Origin of the sequence: Salinimonas iocasae (assembly GCF_006228385.1) — a bacterium.
In the GTDB taxonomy this organism is placed as follows: Bacteria; Pseudomonadota; Gammaproteobacteria; order Enterobacterales; family Alteromonadaceae; genus Alteromonas; species Alteromonas iocasae.
In genome coordinates this window covers 3753112-3769244 of sequence record NZ_CP039852.1, presented here as the reverse complement: position 1 = coordinate 3769244, position 16133 = coordinate 3753112, and the positions used below count along the sequence as shown (strand labels likewise).

At 48.9% G+C, this 16133-nt stretch carries 11 protein-coding genes; 5 read left to right on the top strand and 6 right to left on the bottom strand.

Annotation, left to right across the window (positions count from 1 at the left end; translation table 11 throughout):
* The first annotated feature begins 73 nt into the window (after positions 1–73).
* Together FBQ74_RS16940 and FBQ74_RS16935 are read left to right on the top strand one after the other, a co-directional pair.
* Complete coding sequence (locus FBQ74_RS16940; RefSeq protein ID WP_139757788.1) at positions 74–568, top strand: RNA polymerase sigma factor; 495 nt, start codon at positions 74–76, stop codon at positions 566–568.
* Positions 558–1136, top strand: a complete 579-nt coding sequence (locus tag FBQ74_RS16935; RefSeq protein WP_139757787.1) for a hypothetical protein — start codon at positions 558–560, stop codon at positions 1134–1136. Before FBQ74_RS16940 ends, FBQ74_RS16935 begins: the two co-directional genes overlap by 11 nt.
* A gap of 5 nt (positions 1137–1141) precedes the next feature.
* Here FBQ74_RS16935 and FBQ74_RS16930 read toward each other — a convergent pair whose 3' ends face one another.
* Positions 1142–4897 carry a translocation/assembly module TamB domain-containing protein gene (locus FBQ74_RS16930; RefSeq protein WP_168190700.1) on the bottom strand — a complete coding sequence of 1252 codons (3756 nt, stop codon included), beginning with the start codon at positions 4895–4897 and terminating at the stop codon, positions 1142–1144.
* A gap of 11 nt (positions 4898–4908) precedes the next feature.
* Entirely contained in the window at positions 4909–6627 is a 1719-nt protein-coding gene (locus FBQ74_RS16925; RefSeq protein WP_232371945.1) for an autotransporter assembly complex protein TamA, read from the bottom strand.
* 283 nt (positions 6628–6910) lie between these two features.
* Between FBQ74_RS16925 and FBQ74_RS16920 the strand changes: the two genes are divergently transcribed.
* Both FBQ74_RS16920 and FBQ74_RS16915 read left to right on the top strand, forming a co-directional pair.
* The gene (locus FBQ74_RS16920) at positions 6911–8869 is read left to right on the top strand and encodes an alpha/beta hydrolase family protein (protein ID WP_139757784.1); all 1959 of its coding nucleotides are present in this window, start codon (positions 6911–6913) and stop codon (positions 8867–8869) included.
* 158 nt (positions 8870–9027) lie between these two features.
* Positions 9028–10263 (top strand): multidrug effflux MFS transporter, encoded by a 1236-nt coding sequence (locus tag FBQ74_RS16915; protein ID WP_139757783.1) that lies wholly within the window; start codon positions 9028–9030, stop codon positions 10261–10263.
* 51 nt (positions 10264–10314) lie between these two features.
* Here FBQ74_RS16915 and FBQ74_RS16910 read toward each other — a convergent pair whose 3' ends face one another.
* Positions 10315–10809 (bottom strand): CHRD domain-containing protein, encoded by a 495-nt coding sequence (locus tag FBQ74_RS16910; protein WP_139757782.1) that lies wholly within the window; start codon positions 10807–10809, stop codon positions 10315–10317.
* 498 nt (positions 10810–11307) lie between these two features.
* Positions 11308–12789, bottom strand: a complete 1482-nt coding sequence (ilvC, locus tag FBQ74_RS16905; protein WP_139757781.1) for a ketol-acid reductoisomerase — start codon at positions 12787–12789, stop codon at positions 11308–11310.
* A 152-nt stretch (positions 12790–12941) separates the two neighbouring features.
* Between ilvC and ilvY the strand changes: the two genes are divergently transcribed.
* On the top strand, positions 12942–13805 hold the full coding sequence (gene ilvY / locus FBQ74_RS16900) for an HTH-type transcriptional activator IlvY (RefSeq protein WP_139757780.1): 864 nt from the start codon (positions 12942–12944) through the stop codon (positions 13803–13805).
* Here ilvY and FBQ74_RS16895 read toward each other — a convergent pair.
* A complete protein-coding gene (locus FBQ74_RS16895) occupies positions 13787–15301 on the bottom strand; it encodes a YifB family Mg chelatase-like AAA ATPase (RefSeq protein ID WP_139758008.1) in 1515 nt (504 codons plus the stop codon). The two genes, ilvY and FBQ74_RS16895, sit on opposite strands and share 19 nt — an antisense overlap.
* A 71-nt stretch (positions 15302–15372) precedes the next feature.
* Positions 15373–15987 carry a trimeric intracellular cation channel family protein gene (locus tag FBQ74_RS16890; protein WP_139757779.1) on the bottom strand — a complete coding sequence of 205 codons (615 nt, stop codon included), beginning with the start codon at positions 15985–15987 and terminating at the stop codon, positions 15373–15375.
* Positions 15988–16133 lie beyond the last annotated feature (146 nt).

Genomic DNA, 16133 nt, shown 5'->3' with positions numbered 1-16133 from the left:
TGTAATATTTTTTTATTTTTGACGACTATCCGGATATACAACGTTTTACACCAGAAGGGAATGTTCCAGAAAAGTGGATTTTGAGCAGGTGTTTTCTCAGTACGGACCATTATTGAGCCGCGTGGCTGCTTCTTATGAGGCTGAGCCAGCACTTCGTGATGAGTTAGCGCAGGATATCAGCCTGGCGGTGTGGCAAAGTCTACAACGCTATGAAGGACGCAGTAGTATCAAAACCTATATTCTTAAAGTGGCACACAACCGAGCTGTGAGTCATGTCTCGCGTCAGGTAAAACAACCGGCAACAGATGATTTTGAAGATAACAGCACGCTATTCTGTGAAGAAAAACAGAGTGGACCGGGTGCTCACGCCGAGCAGGCTCAATCACGCCAGCGGCTGCTTGATGCCATTCGCGTATTACCTATTCAGAGCCGTCAGGTAATAACCCTGTCGCTGGAAGGGCTTAGCTATGACGAAATTGCCGATGTGTGCGGTTTGCAACGTTCCCATGTGGGTGTGTTACTTAATCGTGCTAAGACTGCGATAAAAAGGAGTCTGAATGATGAATGATTTCGACAAAGACTTAAATGATTTGTGGCAGTCTCAGCCAGTTTCCAAGATTGATATTAATCAGGTGAAGAAGCGTTGGCGGACATTTCAGTTCAGGCACAGATTATACCTCACACTGGATTTTTTATGCCTGGTACCGCTTATCTATTTACTTTTCTGGTCACCAATAAGAACGAATTCACCAGAGTGGTATTTTCTGATTGCTATTGGTTTTGCTGCTGTGGTTTACACTATTTATCTGACCTGGCTAAGGCGTTTATCGTTATTCAGTGGAAAGTCGACGCGCGATCACCTACATCTTCTTCGCAATCAGTTAGCAAACAATGTTCGGATAGCCCAGGTATCCAAACACTCTGCCTGGGTTGTGCAGCTCGCACTGACTGCATTCTACCTGACTTTATATATCAACGGCGGGTTGCCAGCCGCTAAGCACATACCAGTGGTTATTGCCATAGGCGGAGCCGGCATTGCTAATCTGCTTTTCTATCTCTGGGCAGCCCGACGTCAGCGCCGTTTCGCCAGGGAACTCGAGCAACTACAAATACAAATAGACACCAGTGAGCTTTAAGTCAGTTACTCATCTTCGCCATTTTGGCGAGCACTTTGTGAATTATCGGTATCCTCAGACTTCGGCTTGCCAGCTTTTTGCTTAGGCTCTTCGCCTAAAAAGAACTGATAATAAAAGTCTATAGCAAAAATTGTTTGTTCCTCAATTGTAGTCTGTATCGCTTCTGCATAAAACTGGGGCAGCCAGCGATAGCGTAATGCCAGATCCGGCGGCGCGGAACGTCTGCGAACAGTTTCTGCCGTACTGTCACCACTTCCCAGGCCAACATCAAAATTGTATTTAACACTTAGTCTGTCATTAATGCGACCGGTTAGTGACAGTTTAGGATCACCCGCTGAACCGGAGGTTGTACCAATACTGAAATCTTCGATACCCAACGCATTACCCAGTTGTCCCTGAATACCTTCCGTGTTTGACAGGCCCAGACCAAGCAACAGAGCACCATAATTAGTTTCACCACCATCGCCGCCCAGTTCGCCACTGCCGGTTAGTAAATAAAGTAAAGATTGGCTCTGGTCCATCGAGGGAGTGCTGAAAACGTTGATATTTGGGCTATCGGCTAAGCCATCAATACGGATCCCGGCAATGACACCGTCATCGGTTTTGGCGGGAGAGCGTATCGCTTCTACCAATAACTGTGGCTGATCAAGGGGTCCGTTAAATTGCACCTCCCCAGTGCGAATAAGCAAATCCTGGCCGTAAGCCTGAAACCTGCCGTCCATTATCTGAAGTGCGCCAAAGCCCACCAGCGCAGGCTGCGTTTTTACCTGCAAGTGACCCGTCAGGTTAGCAGTAAGACCAAACGCCTCCAGTTTTACCTCACCGGTTTTGTCATCATCAATTAAGACATCAATATCCGCATTGACGATGCTAAGGGGATCTTCTTTCGGCGGCTCACCTCGCAGATAGACATCTTTAGAAGGCGCCACGGCACTTTCGGGCAGCTCTTCTATTTTCGCCCTTGCCCAGGGAATATTTACCGTGCCTCTTACCTCTACGGCCTCGGGTGATACGGTTGCTTCCAGATCAGGCGAAATCCTGACTGTAACGTCGCGCTGCTGAACCTCCAGTCGGTCACCGGTCAGCGTTAGCGACAATTTGGGCGTACGTGGCGTGGACCAGTCGATATCCCCCTGTAACTGGCCCTGACCCGGACCAAGCGAGAACTGACCGTCAAACTGGGCACTTGTGCCATTAAACCGAATATCCTGGGTCCAGTCACCTATTGCCGCAGGGGTGTCTTCAATATCAATATTACCGTTAGCCAGCTTGACCTCGCCATTAAGCTGAGGTGATCCCAGCTCACCGCTAAGCTTAATATCACCGTTAATCGAACCGGTCAGCTCCCGTATTGCCGGCGAAATGGGCTTAAGTGGCGCAACCTGTATATCATCCACCGAGATATTGCCATCAATGGTAGGACTGTCCGAAAACGGACGTGTTTTTACCTGAGCATTCACATTACCAAGCTGTTCACTTTCCAGTGAAGCAGAGGCGGTGAGTTCATCTTTTGTCAGCTCACCACTGGCGTTGATTGCATCAACATTAATAGCGACATTGCCGTCTTTTCCAAGCGCCCATGTAGCGGGTGTCACATTCAGAGAAAATGTCCCTTGCGGTCGCTCACCTATCGGCATCTTGCCTTGAGTGGTCAGTGATGCGGTAGCCTCTGGCGGCTCAGGAACAAGCTCACCTAAAAACTCACTGGCCCATAAGCCGACCGGCAGGCGATTAGCATCAATATTCCACCGGGCAACGTCATTTTTATAAAGCAAATCCCGCATGCACAGCTCGCCTTCATTGCGGGAATCCCAGCAGTGTGCGGTAATTTTTGTGCTAAAGGGTGAGGGCCGGACAGCAACAGTAAACGGGGATTCAAGTTCCCAGCGGGTAGAAAAAACACCTATCTGGCTATCGGTAATCATGCCCTTCCAGCGCTCACCCTCCCAGGCACCGTCAACAACAATCGACAGTAAATGTTCAGGCATGCTTATCCGGGTTTCTACATGGTGATCAGACAGTTTACCACTAACCGATAAATCACCGTTTACCGCTCCCTGCTGCGCCAGAGAGGGGTTCAGTGACGCTGGTACCTGTACATCATCTAATGACACAGAGCCCTCTGCGGCTGGATCTTTCCAGTCACCTGAGACATCAATATCCGCCGTCACTGAGCCATTAAGTCCCGGATAAAGCGCATCCAGCTCCGTGAGTTGTGCCTGCACGGTTCCCTTCAATAACCGATTCTTTATTAGCTGACCGGCTACTTCGGCCTGGTTCTCTCCCTGTGTTAACTGTACCGATGTCACTAACAACTCATTCGGGCCTGAATAAACAGCAGAACCCTTTATATTCAAATCAAAACCACCCTGGCGGCCACTGATATCCAGATCTGTCAGGCTTGCCTGAATACCTTTCTGGTCATATTGCATCAAACTGGTGAACTCGCCAGATACCTCTGTCGGTCCACTGCTGACAAGCGGCAGAGTTGAGATATTTTTCAGCCTGGTCTTTCCCGACCAGCTGACTGACTCGTTAAGGTATAGCGTTCCGGTATTACTGACAGTGCCTTCTAACAGTTCTGCATCCAAACTATTTACAGTGATATTTTTACTGTTCAATACAATATCGAGGCTTACCGGTACCCTGCCTACCTGAGGAGCATCTGCGGCGGTGTTTCCCTTCACCTGATAGTTTCCCATCTGACCACGTGCGGTCAGCTGGCCTTTATACAGTTTGCTATCCGGCATACCCGGCAACGCTTGTTCAGGCCAGGTGACGTTTAGTTTAGCCGGCAGGTCATCGTTTAGAATATCTGCAGTGGCCTGTACATTCGCCTGATATTGTCCGGCTGCCTGCACGTTTAGCTCCAGCGCACTCAATGACCCATCGAGATTAAGTTTAACTTGTTGAGACTGGCCGTCAGGCAAAGTGAATTTGGCGATGAGATCGCTGTTTATCGGATAATTTTCTTTTAAGGTGCCAGCAAATGACAAGTCCGCCTGCCCCATCTCATGCTTCACGTGTAACCCATTAAGATCCATGGTGTAGTCAGAGAACGAAAAGGTATCGAAGGCAACGATATTTATTTTCTGAGTCTGCTCGCCGGTAACGATTCGGATATCTTTTAAGCTGAACGCTGTCACATTGATCGGGACTGGCGTTTTTATTTCCGGCAGCTCAGGCGCAGTGTAACTGAGCGCATAATTGACTGGCGTGTCGTTAACCTGAGGAGGGGGCTGGGTAGTTTGGGGTAATGTGATACGCAACCCTTCAAGCTCTACAGGGTCCAGCGTCAACACATCTGCCATGCGGCCTTTCAAAAACAACGATGCCAGCTCAATTTTCTGACCGGCCATTTTAAATTGTGTGTCCGTCAATTTAGCCTGCTGAATAACGACCGTTATTGGCATAGAGAAAGGCTCTTCCGATGCCGGCGGCTCTTCTTCGGGCGCTTCGCCAATCTGACTGACCGCAACGCCATCAGTAGTGACAAAGTCTATACAAACTTTGTTGGAAAACAGGCAGCCCAGTACCAGATTAATTGATGCGCTGTTTACCTCAACCTGCCATTGTTCATTTTTCCACGACACGCCCTCTACCGTGAAAGTGCTGAGTGGCGAACCGGAAACGTCTTCAATTTCAAGGTTTGGAACAACCGCAGAAGCCAGGGGGCCCAGCAACGGGCTGCCCAGAGGGCTTATCAGAATTCCGATAAGCAAAATAAGCAGTAAAATGGGCGCTAGAACCCAAAGAGCCATCTTGCGCTTCTTCATAACTCAGGCCCAATCATAAAGTGAATTCGCCAGTCATTTTCAAAATCGGAAAAACCCCAGGCAAAATAAAAACGAACCGGCCCAATAGGCGATAACCAGTGTGCACCGGGGCCGATACCAATAGCTGGGTCTTCTTCAAAATCGTTGGTGGCGGTACCGACATCTAAAAAAGCGGCAGCGCGCCAGTTTTCCGCTACCTGATAGGCGTATTCAGTACCGATGGTAGCAAGATATTTCGCCCCGGCTGATTTTTGCACCGCACCTAATACCGGATTAAAGATTTCACCTTCAGGCGAAATATCCCGATAACCAAACCCCCGAACGCTTTGGTCACCACCCGCATAAAAGCGCACGGACGCCGGTACTTCGACAAAGCTGTCTGTTTCTATCGCGCCAATTTCCGAGCGCACCATAAAGCGATGTTTACCAACGGTTCGGATAATTCTGGCCTCGGCGGTGGCTTTCACAATATCAATATCGGAGCCAATGCCCTCGCGACCAACCTGAATGCCCGTTCTGAAGTAGGTTCCATGGGTGATGTTCAGCGTGTCGTCCTTTACCAGATACTGCAAGGCGTAACCAGGCATCAGCAACTGGGTTGTCTGGCTGGGATCGTCATCGACCTTATATTTTTCACGTAAGAAGGTCGCTGAATAGTCATTTTGCCAAGGTGACTCAATTTCCTGCGTGATTCGATGAACAGATAATGACAGGGTTTCACTTTCTGTATTGGTGTTGTCATAATCTAAAAACTGATAGCCCGCCTCATATTTCAGGTAGTCATTTTTAAGGTCACCCATCGGCACCAGATAATCAGCTGTTATTGATTGCTCGGGTGCAGATATGAACAGTTCGGCGTTGGCAGAATGCCCTTTGTCATTGACCCATGGGCGCTCCCACTTTAACCGCAGGCGCGGACCCGTGTCGGTTGCAGCGCCAACTCCCACGTTAAAATTGTCTCTGGGTTTATGGGCCAGCGTAATCTCAATGGGGACCCGGGTACCCTGCGCCTGGCTGACCACCGGCCTGGCAATCACGCGGGAAAAGTAGCCGGTCGCATTGAGACGCCGGTTGAATTCTGCCAGCTGATCAGCGGTGTAAGGTTCGCCCAGCGTAAAGGGCTGAAGTCGTCGAACGATATCTTCAGCCTTGTCTTCACCATTAAGCGTCACCTCACCAAACTCATAGCGCGGACCGCTCTGCGCAATTAACAGAATATTCGCTGCACGCTCCTCGCGCACCAAATCCAGTCGCGTTGCCTGCCAGTGAAAATCAAAATACCCGTGATTCAGGGCATAGTTGAACATCCTGGATTTAAAACTTTCATACTCTTGGTGAAGCAGCACATCTCCTTTTTCCAAAGGAAAACTGTTAAATGTATTGCGGAACTTCTTATCTGCACGGCCAGCGCCAATAATTTCCCGGGTAACATTGGTTACTTTCAGCGGCGAGTCCAGCGATACATCAAGAATGACGTCACCATCATCGGCGGTACGAATCAGCGTGGTGCTGTTGTAATAGCCAAATGGTTCAACCGCTGTGGATACAGTTTTGCTGACTTCTTCCTGCCAGAATGGATCGCTCAATGCGTCCTGACCTATATCCAGGCTTTTGAGGTGCAACCGGATATTATCTTCAAGCGTATCGTCGTCAATCCCTTCAATAGTAAACTCTAACTCAGCCAGCGCCTGCATTGGCAATAAAACCAATAGCATAAAAAGGCAGCGCTTTTTTAATTGAGTAACGATTGGCATGCGTTTACTTTTTAATCCTTTTTGATGGTGAGATACTTCGACAACAACCCATTCGGGCAGCCTTGTGAAACAACTGCGATGTGCGCAGGACGATATTGGCGTGCCGGATAAAGCCGGTACAATACGATGTTTATCTTATCGACTCTAGTATATTATCGTCGGACGCAGTGCGAAGATCAGCTGCGACAGGTTGCAACAAATTCAGGATATACCTGCTTAGTCAGAATTTAATAAGGATAGATACGTGAAAGGACGCAATTTAGCCAAAGTAGTTGGCGTCACTCTTACCTTTTTTATTAGTGTTGGTGTAAACGCCGAATCCTCGGCGCAATTGCCGGTAAGTGCATTCAGCAAGCTTCCAAAAATTCAGAAAGTTCGTCTTTCACCTGATGGTGGACGTATCGCCTATACCCATAATCTAACCATGGAGGGCGAGGATTTAGCGATTCTTCAGGTGTACGATTTTAAGAAAGGCTCGACCGATTATCTGTTACGTTCGGACAATGAAAAAGTAAAAATAAGCTGGTATCGCTGGGTTAATAACACAAAGTTAGCAGTTAGCGCGTTATATGAAGTCAAACAGCGGCATGTCAAATTTCATAAAACCCGTATGTTTATCATGGACTACACCAAACCTGATGAGAAGCTCAGAACAATCATTGATGTCGATCGATTGAGGAAAACCAGCCGATTGAAGGTAAATCCTCAGTATTTGGACAGCGTTGTCGACTGGCTGGATGATGACCCTGACCATATCATGATGCAGGTAGATACCAATACCGTAGCGACACCCTCAGTATTCAAAATTAATGTAAACACGTTTCATCGCACACGGATCGAGCGGGCGAAGCGCAAAGTACGTGACTGGATAACTGACCAGCAATCCGCATTGCGTCTAGGCATCGCCAGAAATTATGACAACGGCGAAACAGAAGTGATTGTGCGTGAGAATGAAGAGGCAGACTGGGAAACCTTATTTAGCTATAACGCGATGAATGAAAAGGGAATGTACCCCAAAGGGTTCGGGCTGGACCCCAACATTCTTTACTACACCGCCTATAAGGGTGATTTTCTGGCGCTGTATAAAATGACGCTGGATAATCGCAAGAGCGAGCTGGTTTACGCGGATGATAATTATGATGTTGATGGTAGCCTGATCTATTCGCCAAAAACCGGAGAGGCGATTGGTATCAACCATCCTCAGGCCAAGAACGGTGAGTATTACTGGCAGCCCCGGTGGGCTAAGTTGCAAACTATGCTGGACAAAGCTTTACCGGAATTCACTAATACTATCTTAAGTTTTAATGCTGATGAAACCTACTACATCCTGCACTCAGAAATGGATGGGACCCCGCCCTATATCAGTCTGGGTAATACGAAGACCAACAAGATAGATGGTCTGTTTAATCTTTATCCGCAACTGGCGGGACAAACAATACCGGCCAATGAGAAAGTCACTTATAAAGCGCGTGACGGGCTGGAAATCGAAGCTTATTTAACACTCCCTGTGACCGGTAAGCCGCCTTATCCTACCGTTATTCATCCACATGGTGGCCCCGGAGCAAGAGACTTCGACGGCTTCAACTACTGGATTGCTTATTTCACCAGCCGCGGATACGCGGTGCTTCGCCCGAACTTCAGGGGCTCCACCGGCTACGGTTATGAATTTGCTAATGCGCAGATGAAAGGCTGGGGACTTCAGATGCAGGACGATATCACTGATGCTACAAACTGGATGATCGAGAAAGGCCATGCAGATAAAGAGAAGATCTGTATTGTAGGTGGAAGTTACGGCGGGTATGCCGCATTGATGGCGACAGTAAAAACGCCTGATCTGTTTGCTTGCGCTATCAGCGTGAACGGGGTCAGTGATCTTAAGTATCTGGAGCGAAATGCCCGCAACTTTGTTAACCATGAATTTGTAAAAAATCAGATAGGCGATAATAGTGATGATTTGGAAGCACGATCGCCGCTGTATCATGCTGAGAAAATTACCACGCCTGTTTTATTGGTTCACGGGGAAGAAGATCGACGCGTGTCAGTCAGACACAGCAGGATGATGGCAGAAGAGTTAGAAGATCATGATCACCCGGCGTTTAAATATGTGGAGCTGGAGGCGGGGGACCATCACTTGTCTATTCAACGAAATCGCCATCGGTTCTTCGCAGAAATGGATGCGTTTTTGAATCAGTACCTGCATTAACAACCACAGCCGGCCCTGATGCCGGCTTTTTTCACAGTCTAATCGCATCAATGCGGCTGCATATAGCAAACCGCTATGTTTGCAGCCGTTTTACTGTACACTGACGCCTTTACAGTTTACCAGCCTGCCTGAGTCTGCATTAAAAGGATCTGACCTGCGTGAAACCCGCCACCAATACTAAAGCTTCGCCTACCCTGGCGTTACAGGAATTCGTTGCCCTGATGGCGTTGATGACATCGCTGGTGGCGCTGAGTATTGACGCAATGTTGCCGGCGTTGTCTCAAATTGGCGAAGCGCTTAATGCTAAAGATGAACACGATGCGCATCTGATTGTATCGGTGTTTTTTGGTGGTATGGCATTCGGGCAACTTTTCTTTGGTCCATACTCGGATAGCCGTGGTCGGCGCGAAACCATTTTGCTTGGTTTATGTATTTTTGCTGTAGGGTCGCTGGTCTGTATGCAGGCTAATGATATGAATACGATGCTCGCCGGGCGCCTGATTCAGGCATTTGGTGTTTCCGGACCTCGTATCGCGGCAATGGCTATTATACGTGACCTGTACGTCGGCGACGGAATGGCGCGGGTTATGTCGTTTATTATGATGGTATTTATCATCGTTCCGATGCTGGCGCCTATGGTCGGGCAGGCCGTCTTGCTCTTTTTCACCTGGCGCCATATTTTCAGTCTGTTTCTGATTTTTGCGGTGATTGCCGGTAGCTGGTATTTCTGGCGTCAGCCCGAAACCCTCATAAAGGCCCGGCGGCAACCTTTTTCATGGAATCAGTTTGGTCGCTCTTCTTCGTTTATCCTGACGCACATGTCGGTAATGGGCTATACGCTGGCCATGGGCTGTATCTTCGGGTCTTTTCTTGCTTACCTGAGCGCTTCACAGACTATTTTTCAGGAGTTTTACGATACTGGTGAGATGTTTCCTTATATCTTTGCCACACTGGCGTTCTCAATTGGTCTGGCGTCGTTTTTTAATGGGACTATGGTAATGCGATTCGGCATGAGTAAGCTGGTTCGCATTGCGCTTGTGGGCGTTATTGTTTTTGCCGGCTTGCTAAACGTTATCTTATTGAGCTTCGATGGCTTGCCACCTCTGGTAGTAACCATTGCAACATTGTTCTGTGGCTTTTTCTTTGTAGGTATCTTATTCGGTAATCTGAATGCCATGGCAATGCAGCCACTGGGTGATATGGCTGGATTGGGTGCAGCTATAATTGGCTCGCTTTCCAGCCTGATTGCAGTGCCGGTGGCGCTAACTATAGACAGCTTTTTAACCACAAACCTTTATCCTATCGGACTGGGCTTTTTAGCTTTTTTCGTGTTAGCAGCGATTTCGGTATATTTTGCCGAACGGGAGCGACATGAAATTCTGGCTGAAGAATAAAGATTAAGCTGCCGCAGCGAAGACGGCTACTGCGGCATATAAATGCTTACTTTAGTTACCCTGGGGCATCAACTGGCCGCGAATGGCGCCGGCTGGATAATCCGGGTTGTGGACATTGATATAATAGTCTTCAGGATGCTCAAGAATTTCCTGAACCACCGGTCCCATTGGAAATTTCGCAGATTCCACACCTTCTGTCAGACAGTCTGCCGCATTACCATCTTCTGGCCCTGCCAAGACGGCGACAACGGGGCCATTAGTACCCGCTGCGCCTTTATGAATATGCGCGGCCATTCCTTCACCCACCGGTACTAATTGAATTTTATCTACAGTTAACACATAACATAAGGTATTGGGATCGCCGTCAATACCAAACACATAGGCTTCTCCTCGCCCATTTGGGTCGCCGGATATACGGTTATTATCCGCGTTACTCACCTCCTGACGACCATCCAGTGATGCCTCAAGAACATTGTTGGTGTGGCCCGCATATACCTGATTGGACGCGCCGATCAGCGCAAGCGAAATTGCAATTTTCTTCAACATAGCTTTGTCTCCGTTATTGGTAAATATTGATATTTCCCGTTCAGGAATCCGCCATCAATACTTACCAAACGAAGCTTGCTATACACCGGATGCAGAATTTCACAATTATTTTACAAATAGGTAAGTTAAGAGATGTCCGAATTATTAGTAAGCATCATTAAAGGCAGACCACACGGGCCTTAGGCGATGAAAAGTTGGTTTAGGGATTAATATTAATTTTAGTTAATGTTTATGAAATAAAGGACTTTTTAAATATTAGAGTTAATACAAATGGCAGGTATATTCAATCTGTAGTCTGGATGACCTGATTAAACACCCATTTTTTATGCAGTAGTTTCAACCTCAGGATGCTGCAATCGGTAAAAAACCGCCAGTAATAACCCAAATAATCGCACTACGAGAGTTGTGATAACTGTTGTACTTAGGGCCAGACACAAAAAAGCCCGACCAAACTGGCCGGGCAAGAGGGCTTCTTTAAGCACCTAACGACAGAAATTGTTACTCAAATACGATAGCTTTCATATCTTTCATGTAGCCTCGCAGCACATCGCCAACCTGCTCTACACCATGTTGGCGAATCGACCGGTTTACATCGACGAGTTGACGATTATCTACCTGATTACTCTCCTGGCTCAGCCCTTTACCAATGATTTCAGTTGTTACTGAAGGCATAAAGCTTTCTTTAAGCAATGGGATAGCTGCATTGGCGAACAGATAGTTGCCATACTCGGCGGTATCTGAAATCACCACGTTCATTTCATACAGGCGCTTACGCGCTATGGTGTTAGAGATGAGCGGCGTTTCATGCAATGACTCATAGTACGCTGACTCGGGTAAAATACCGGCTTCCACCATGACATCGAAGGCCAGTTCAACACCTGCTTTGATCATGGCAACCAGCAAGATGCCCTTATCAAAGAAAGTTTGTTCTGCAATTTTGCCTTCGTACACAGGTGCATTTTCAAATGCAGACTGACCGGTTTCCTCGCGCCATTTGTGCAGATTGGCGTCACCATTAGCCCAATCCTGCATCATGGTTTTAGAAAATTCACCGCTGATAATATCATCCTGGTGTTTCTCAAATAACGGACGCAAGGTTGTCTTCAATGTTTCAGACAATTGATGAGCTTTGAGTTTGGCCGGGTTAGACAGACGGTCCATCATGTTTGTGACACCACCGATTTTAAGCGCTTCGGTAATGGTCTCCAGGCCTTGTTGAATTAGTTCACCGGCGTAGGCTTCATCAATGCCATCTTCAACCATTTTTTCGTAGCACAGAATGGCCGCAACCTGCTGCATGCCGCATAAAATGGTTTGCTCGCCCATCAGGTCAGATTTCACTTCAGCAACGAACGACGACTCCAGTACGCCAGCCCGATCGCCACCAGTTGCGCTGGCCAGTGCCTTGGCAATATCCCATCCTTCGTGCTTAGGATCGTTTTCAGGATGCACTGCAATTAGCGTCGGCACACCGAAACCGCGTTTGTACTCTTCACGCACTTCTGTACCCGGACATTTGGGGGCACACATAACCACGGTAATGTCTTCGCGGATCTGCTGACCCTCTTCAACAATATTAAACCCGTGTGAATATCCCAGCGCCGCGCCTTCTTTCATTAACGGCATAACCGCTTCGACCACGCTGGCATGCTGCTTATCCGGCGTCAGGTTATAAACCAGATCAGCTTCCGGAATAAGTTGTTGATAGGTGCCTACTGTAAAGCCATTGTCTGTGGCGCGCTGATAAGAATCGCGCTTTTCATCGATTGCCGCCTGTCGCAATGCATAGGCAACATCCAGCCCTGAATCCCGCATGTTAAGACCCTGATTGAGCCCCTGCGCACCGCAGCCAACAATAACAATGCGTTTACCTTTTAAATACTGGCAACCGTCAGCAAATTCGCTACGGTTCATAAAGCGGCAGCGACCCAATTGGTCAAGCTGCTGTCGTAACGATAATGTATTGAAATAATTAGCCATAAGATTTCCGAACATCTTCTTTATTTCATCAATCCCGGTTGTTGCCGCTACCGGAGACCTCGTCTGTGACGACTTGTAATGAAGACTAGCCCATCGCTTTTATTTTGCAAAATGATATATTTGCAACACAGTATTTCATTTTTTGCAACGCTATGGATATTAAGAGCCTACAGCTATTTAACCACTTAGCAGACAGCCTTCACTTCGGGGAAACTGCAAGAGCAATGTTTGTATCAGCATCGACCCTGAGCCGCATCGTACAGCGCTTAGAGGAAGAATGCGGTGCACCGTTATTTGATCGGGACAACCGCCAGGTAGCGCTGACCCCCGCCGGGCAAAAGCTGCTGGTTTTTAGCCGTCAGGTGGTCAGGGACTGGCGCGAACTGCAGGCACAGTTGCATCAGGACGCACAAACACTACAGGGACAGCTAAGTATTTTCTGTTCAGTCACCGCCAGTCAAAGCCATCTACCTGGTTTGTTAAGAGCCTTCCGCAACCTGCATCCTGCGGTAGATATTCGCCTGATTACTGGCGATCCGGCTCAGGCTATTGACCGGGTGAAACAAAAAAGCTGTGATGTCAGTATCGCCATCCATACTCCGGATTTTCCCAAAGAGCTTAACTTCGTACCGCTGGATAATATTCCCCTGGATTTGATTGTGCCTAAGAGCTGGGGCATATCGCAGCTGGCACAAATAGACTGGCGTCGCCATCAGGTGGTGATGCCTGAATATGGACCAACCCGCCGCATCGTCTATCACTGGTTTGCTGAGGCAGGGATCCGCCCTAACGTATATGCGTCAGTTGGGGGGAATGAAGCTATCGTCAGTATGGTCGCGTTTGAGTGCGGGATGGGGTTTGTACCGCAGGTGGTGCTGGACCATTCCAGTATGGCATCAAAAGTCACCCGCATTAAGGTGGATAATATTGAGCCTTACCAGCTGGGGCTTTGCTGCCTGGGCAGCCGGCGGAGTGAGCCGCTCATCGATGCGCTGTTTCAGCTGGAGCTAAGCTGAGCAATAATAGTATCCAGCGCTCTGTAACCTAATGCTTCGCTGATATGTTGCTGCGTAACACTGTCACTGGATTCTAGATCAGCAATAGTCCGGGCAACTTTCAGCGTTCGGTGGAAGACGCGCATGGATAATTTGAGCTGTCGCGCTGCCTGTTGCACAAATTCCAAATCTTTTGCGCTCAATCTGCAAGCCTCGGTCAGCTCCGCGCTGTGCAGGGCACTATTGAGTTTACCCTGTCTGATAGTTTGTCGCTCTCTGGCGTGATTAATCTGCGCTTTAGCGCGTTGTGCTGAGTCTGTTTGGGTCGTACCAGTATGGCTCAGTGTATACTCATCAAGGCGCGGAACACTAACCTGTAAGTCGATACGATCTAAGAACGGGCCGGATATGCGATTTATATAGCGCAGGATATTATCCGGTGAGGTGCGCCCATCGTGAATATCACCAGTCGGACTGGGATTCATGGCAGCGACCAGTTGAAACCGTGCCGGGTAAACCGCCTGCGCCTGCGCGCGGCTGATACAGATATCGCCGGTTTCCAACGGTTCCCGCAGAACATCCAGCGCCCGTCTGCCGAACTCCGGCAACTCGTCCAGAAACAATACCCCCAGATGCGCCAGCGATATTTCACCGGGCATGGGCTGGGTTCCGCCGCCGGTCAGCGCAATCGCTGAACTGGTATGGTGCGGTGCGCGAAATGGCCGCGAGAACAGTGATTCTGCATCAATAGTGACGCCTTTGACAGACGCTATGGAGGCTACCTGAAGCGCTTGTTCCACACTGAGCGGGGGCAATAGCGAGAGCAGGCGATTGGCCAGCAGGCTTTTACCGGTGCCCGGCGGACCAACAAATAAAATATGATGCTCGGCCGCTGCTGCAATAACCAAAGCCCGCTTAGCCTGGTGCTGACCGATAATATCATCCCACTTTGGGGCAGCTGTATCCTGAGCCGTGTTCAGGGTATCGCACAGCGCTGGTAAGGATGAGATGCCGTTGAGATGATTAAAAACGCTCGCCAGATCAGGTGCTGCTCGACGGTCAATTCCGCTAACAAGTGATGCTTCGTGGCTGTTTTCCGCAGGGATAACAATATGCGTCGCATGCTCGCGCGCTGCCAAAAGCGCTGGTATCAGCCCGCGAACGGCTTTTATCTTGCCATCCAGGCCCAACTCACCGATAAACTCATAGTCACTGGTGCAGCCAGCGACGAGCACACCTGCCGCAATAAGGATTCCAATTGCGATGGGTAAATCATAACGACCGCCATGTTTTGGAATCGTCGCAGGCGCAAGGTTTACCGTAATACGTTTAGCTGGGAACTCAAAACCACTGTTAATTAGCGCGCTTCTTACTCTGTCGCGCGCTTCCTTAACGCAGGTTTCAGCCATGCCGACCAGGTGAAAAGCGTGCAGGCCGTTTGCCAGATGCACTTCAACCTGCACGGAGGGTGCGCCCACTCCCTCCCCGGCGCGCGTATTTACAACCGCATAGCCCATAATATCGTCCTGCTGAAAAAGGGTCAGCTTACGGCATACTGAAACAGTAACGTACTGAACAGTTAGGCAGATTATTCGCTTCTGAACACCGGCAGTTCCCAGTGCCAGCGCATGGCGCCCAGGCGCAAACATACGGTAGTTACCAGGGCCGCCACCACACACCAGATGTCAGGTAACTGCAGGGTATAGAACAGTGCGTAGGCGCCACCGCCTACGATACAGGTAATGGCATATAACTCGCCGGACAAAACCAGCGGCACCTCGCGGCAGATAACATCGCGCAGTAACCCGCCAAACACGCCTGTGATAGTGCCCATAGCTATGGCGACAGCCATTCCAGCGCCGGTGCCTAACGCTTTTTCAATGCCGACGACATTAAACAATGCCAGACCAAATGCATCGGCAACCAGCAGGTAGTGATAGGGAAACAGTGATGTGAGGCGCAACCAGATAATGGTGATAAGGGCAGCAATACAGGTGACATACAGATAGTCAGTATCTTCAATCCAGAATACCGGTAAATCGAGCATCATATCGCGAAGGGTACCGCCCCCCACAGCGGTGGCTGAAGCCAGAACCACTACGCCGAACCCATCCATTCTTTTCTGGAAGGCCATCAGCGTTCCGGATATTGCACACACGGCAACACCGGCGAGGTTAAGCACGTGGATCCAGCTTTCAATCATCAATGTTACCTTTTTTGAAGGGTGATAAGCGCTAAATAGTCTGGCTAAATTGGTTGAAAAAGACCACCGTTTCGTGCTAATTCTTTGTCATAGCGTTTCACAACAGGTCAGCCAGCCGGTTGTGAGCATAAAAACGCCAGGTGCGT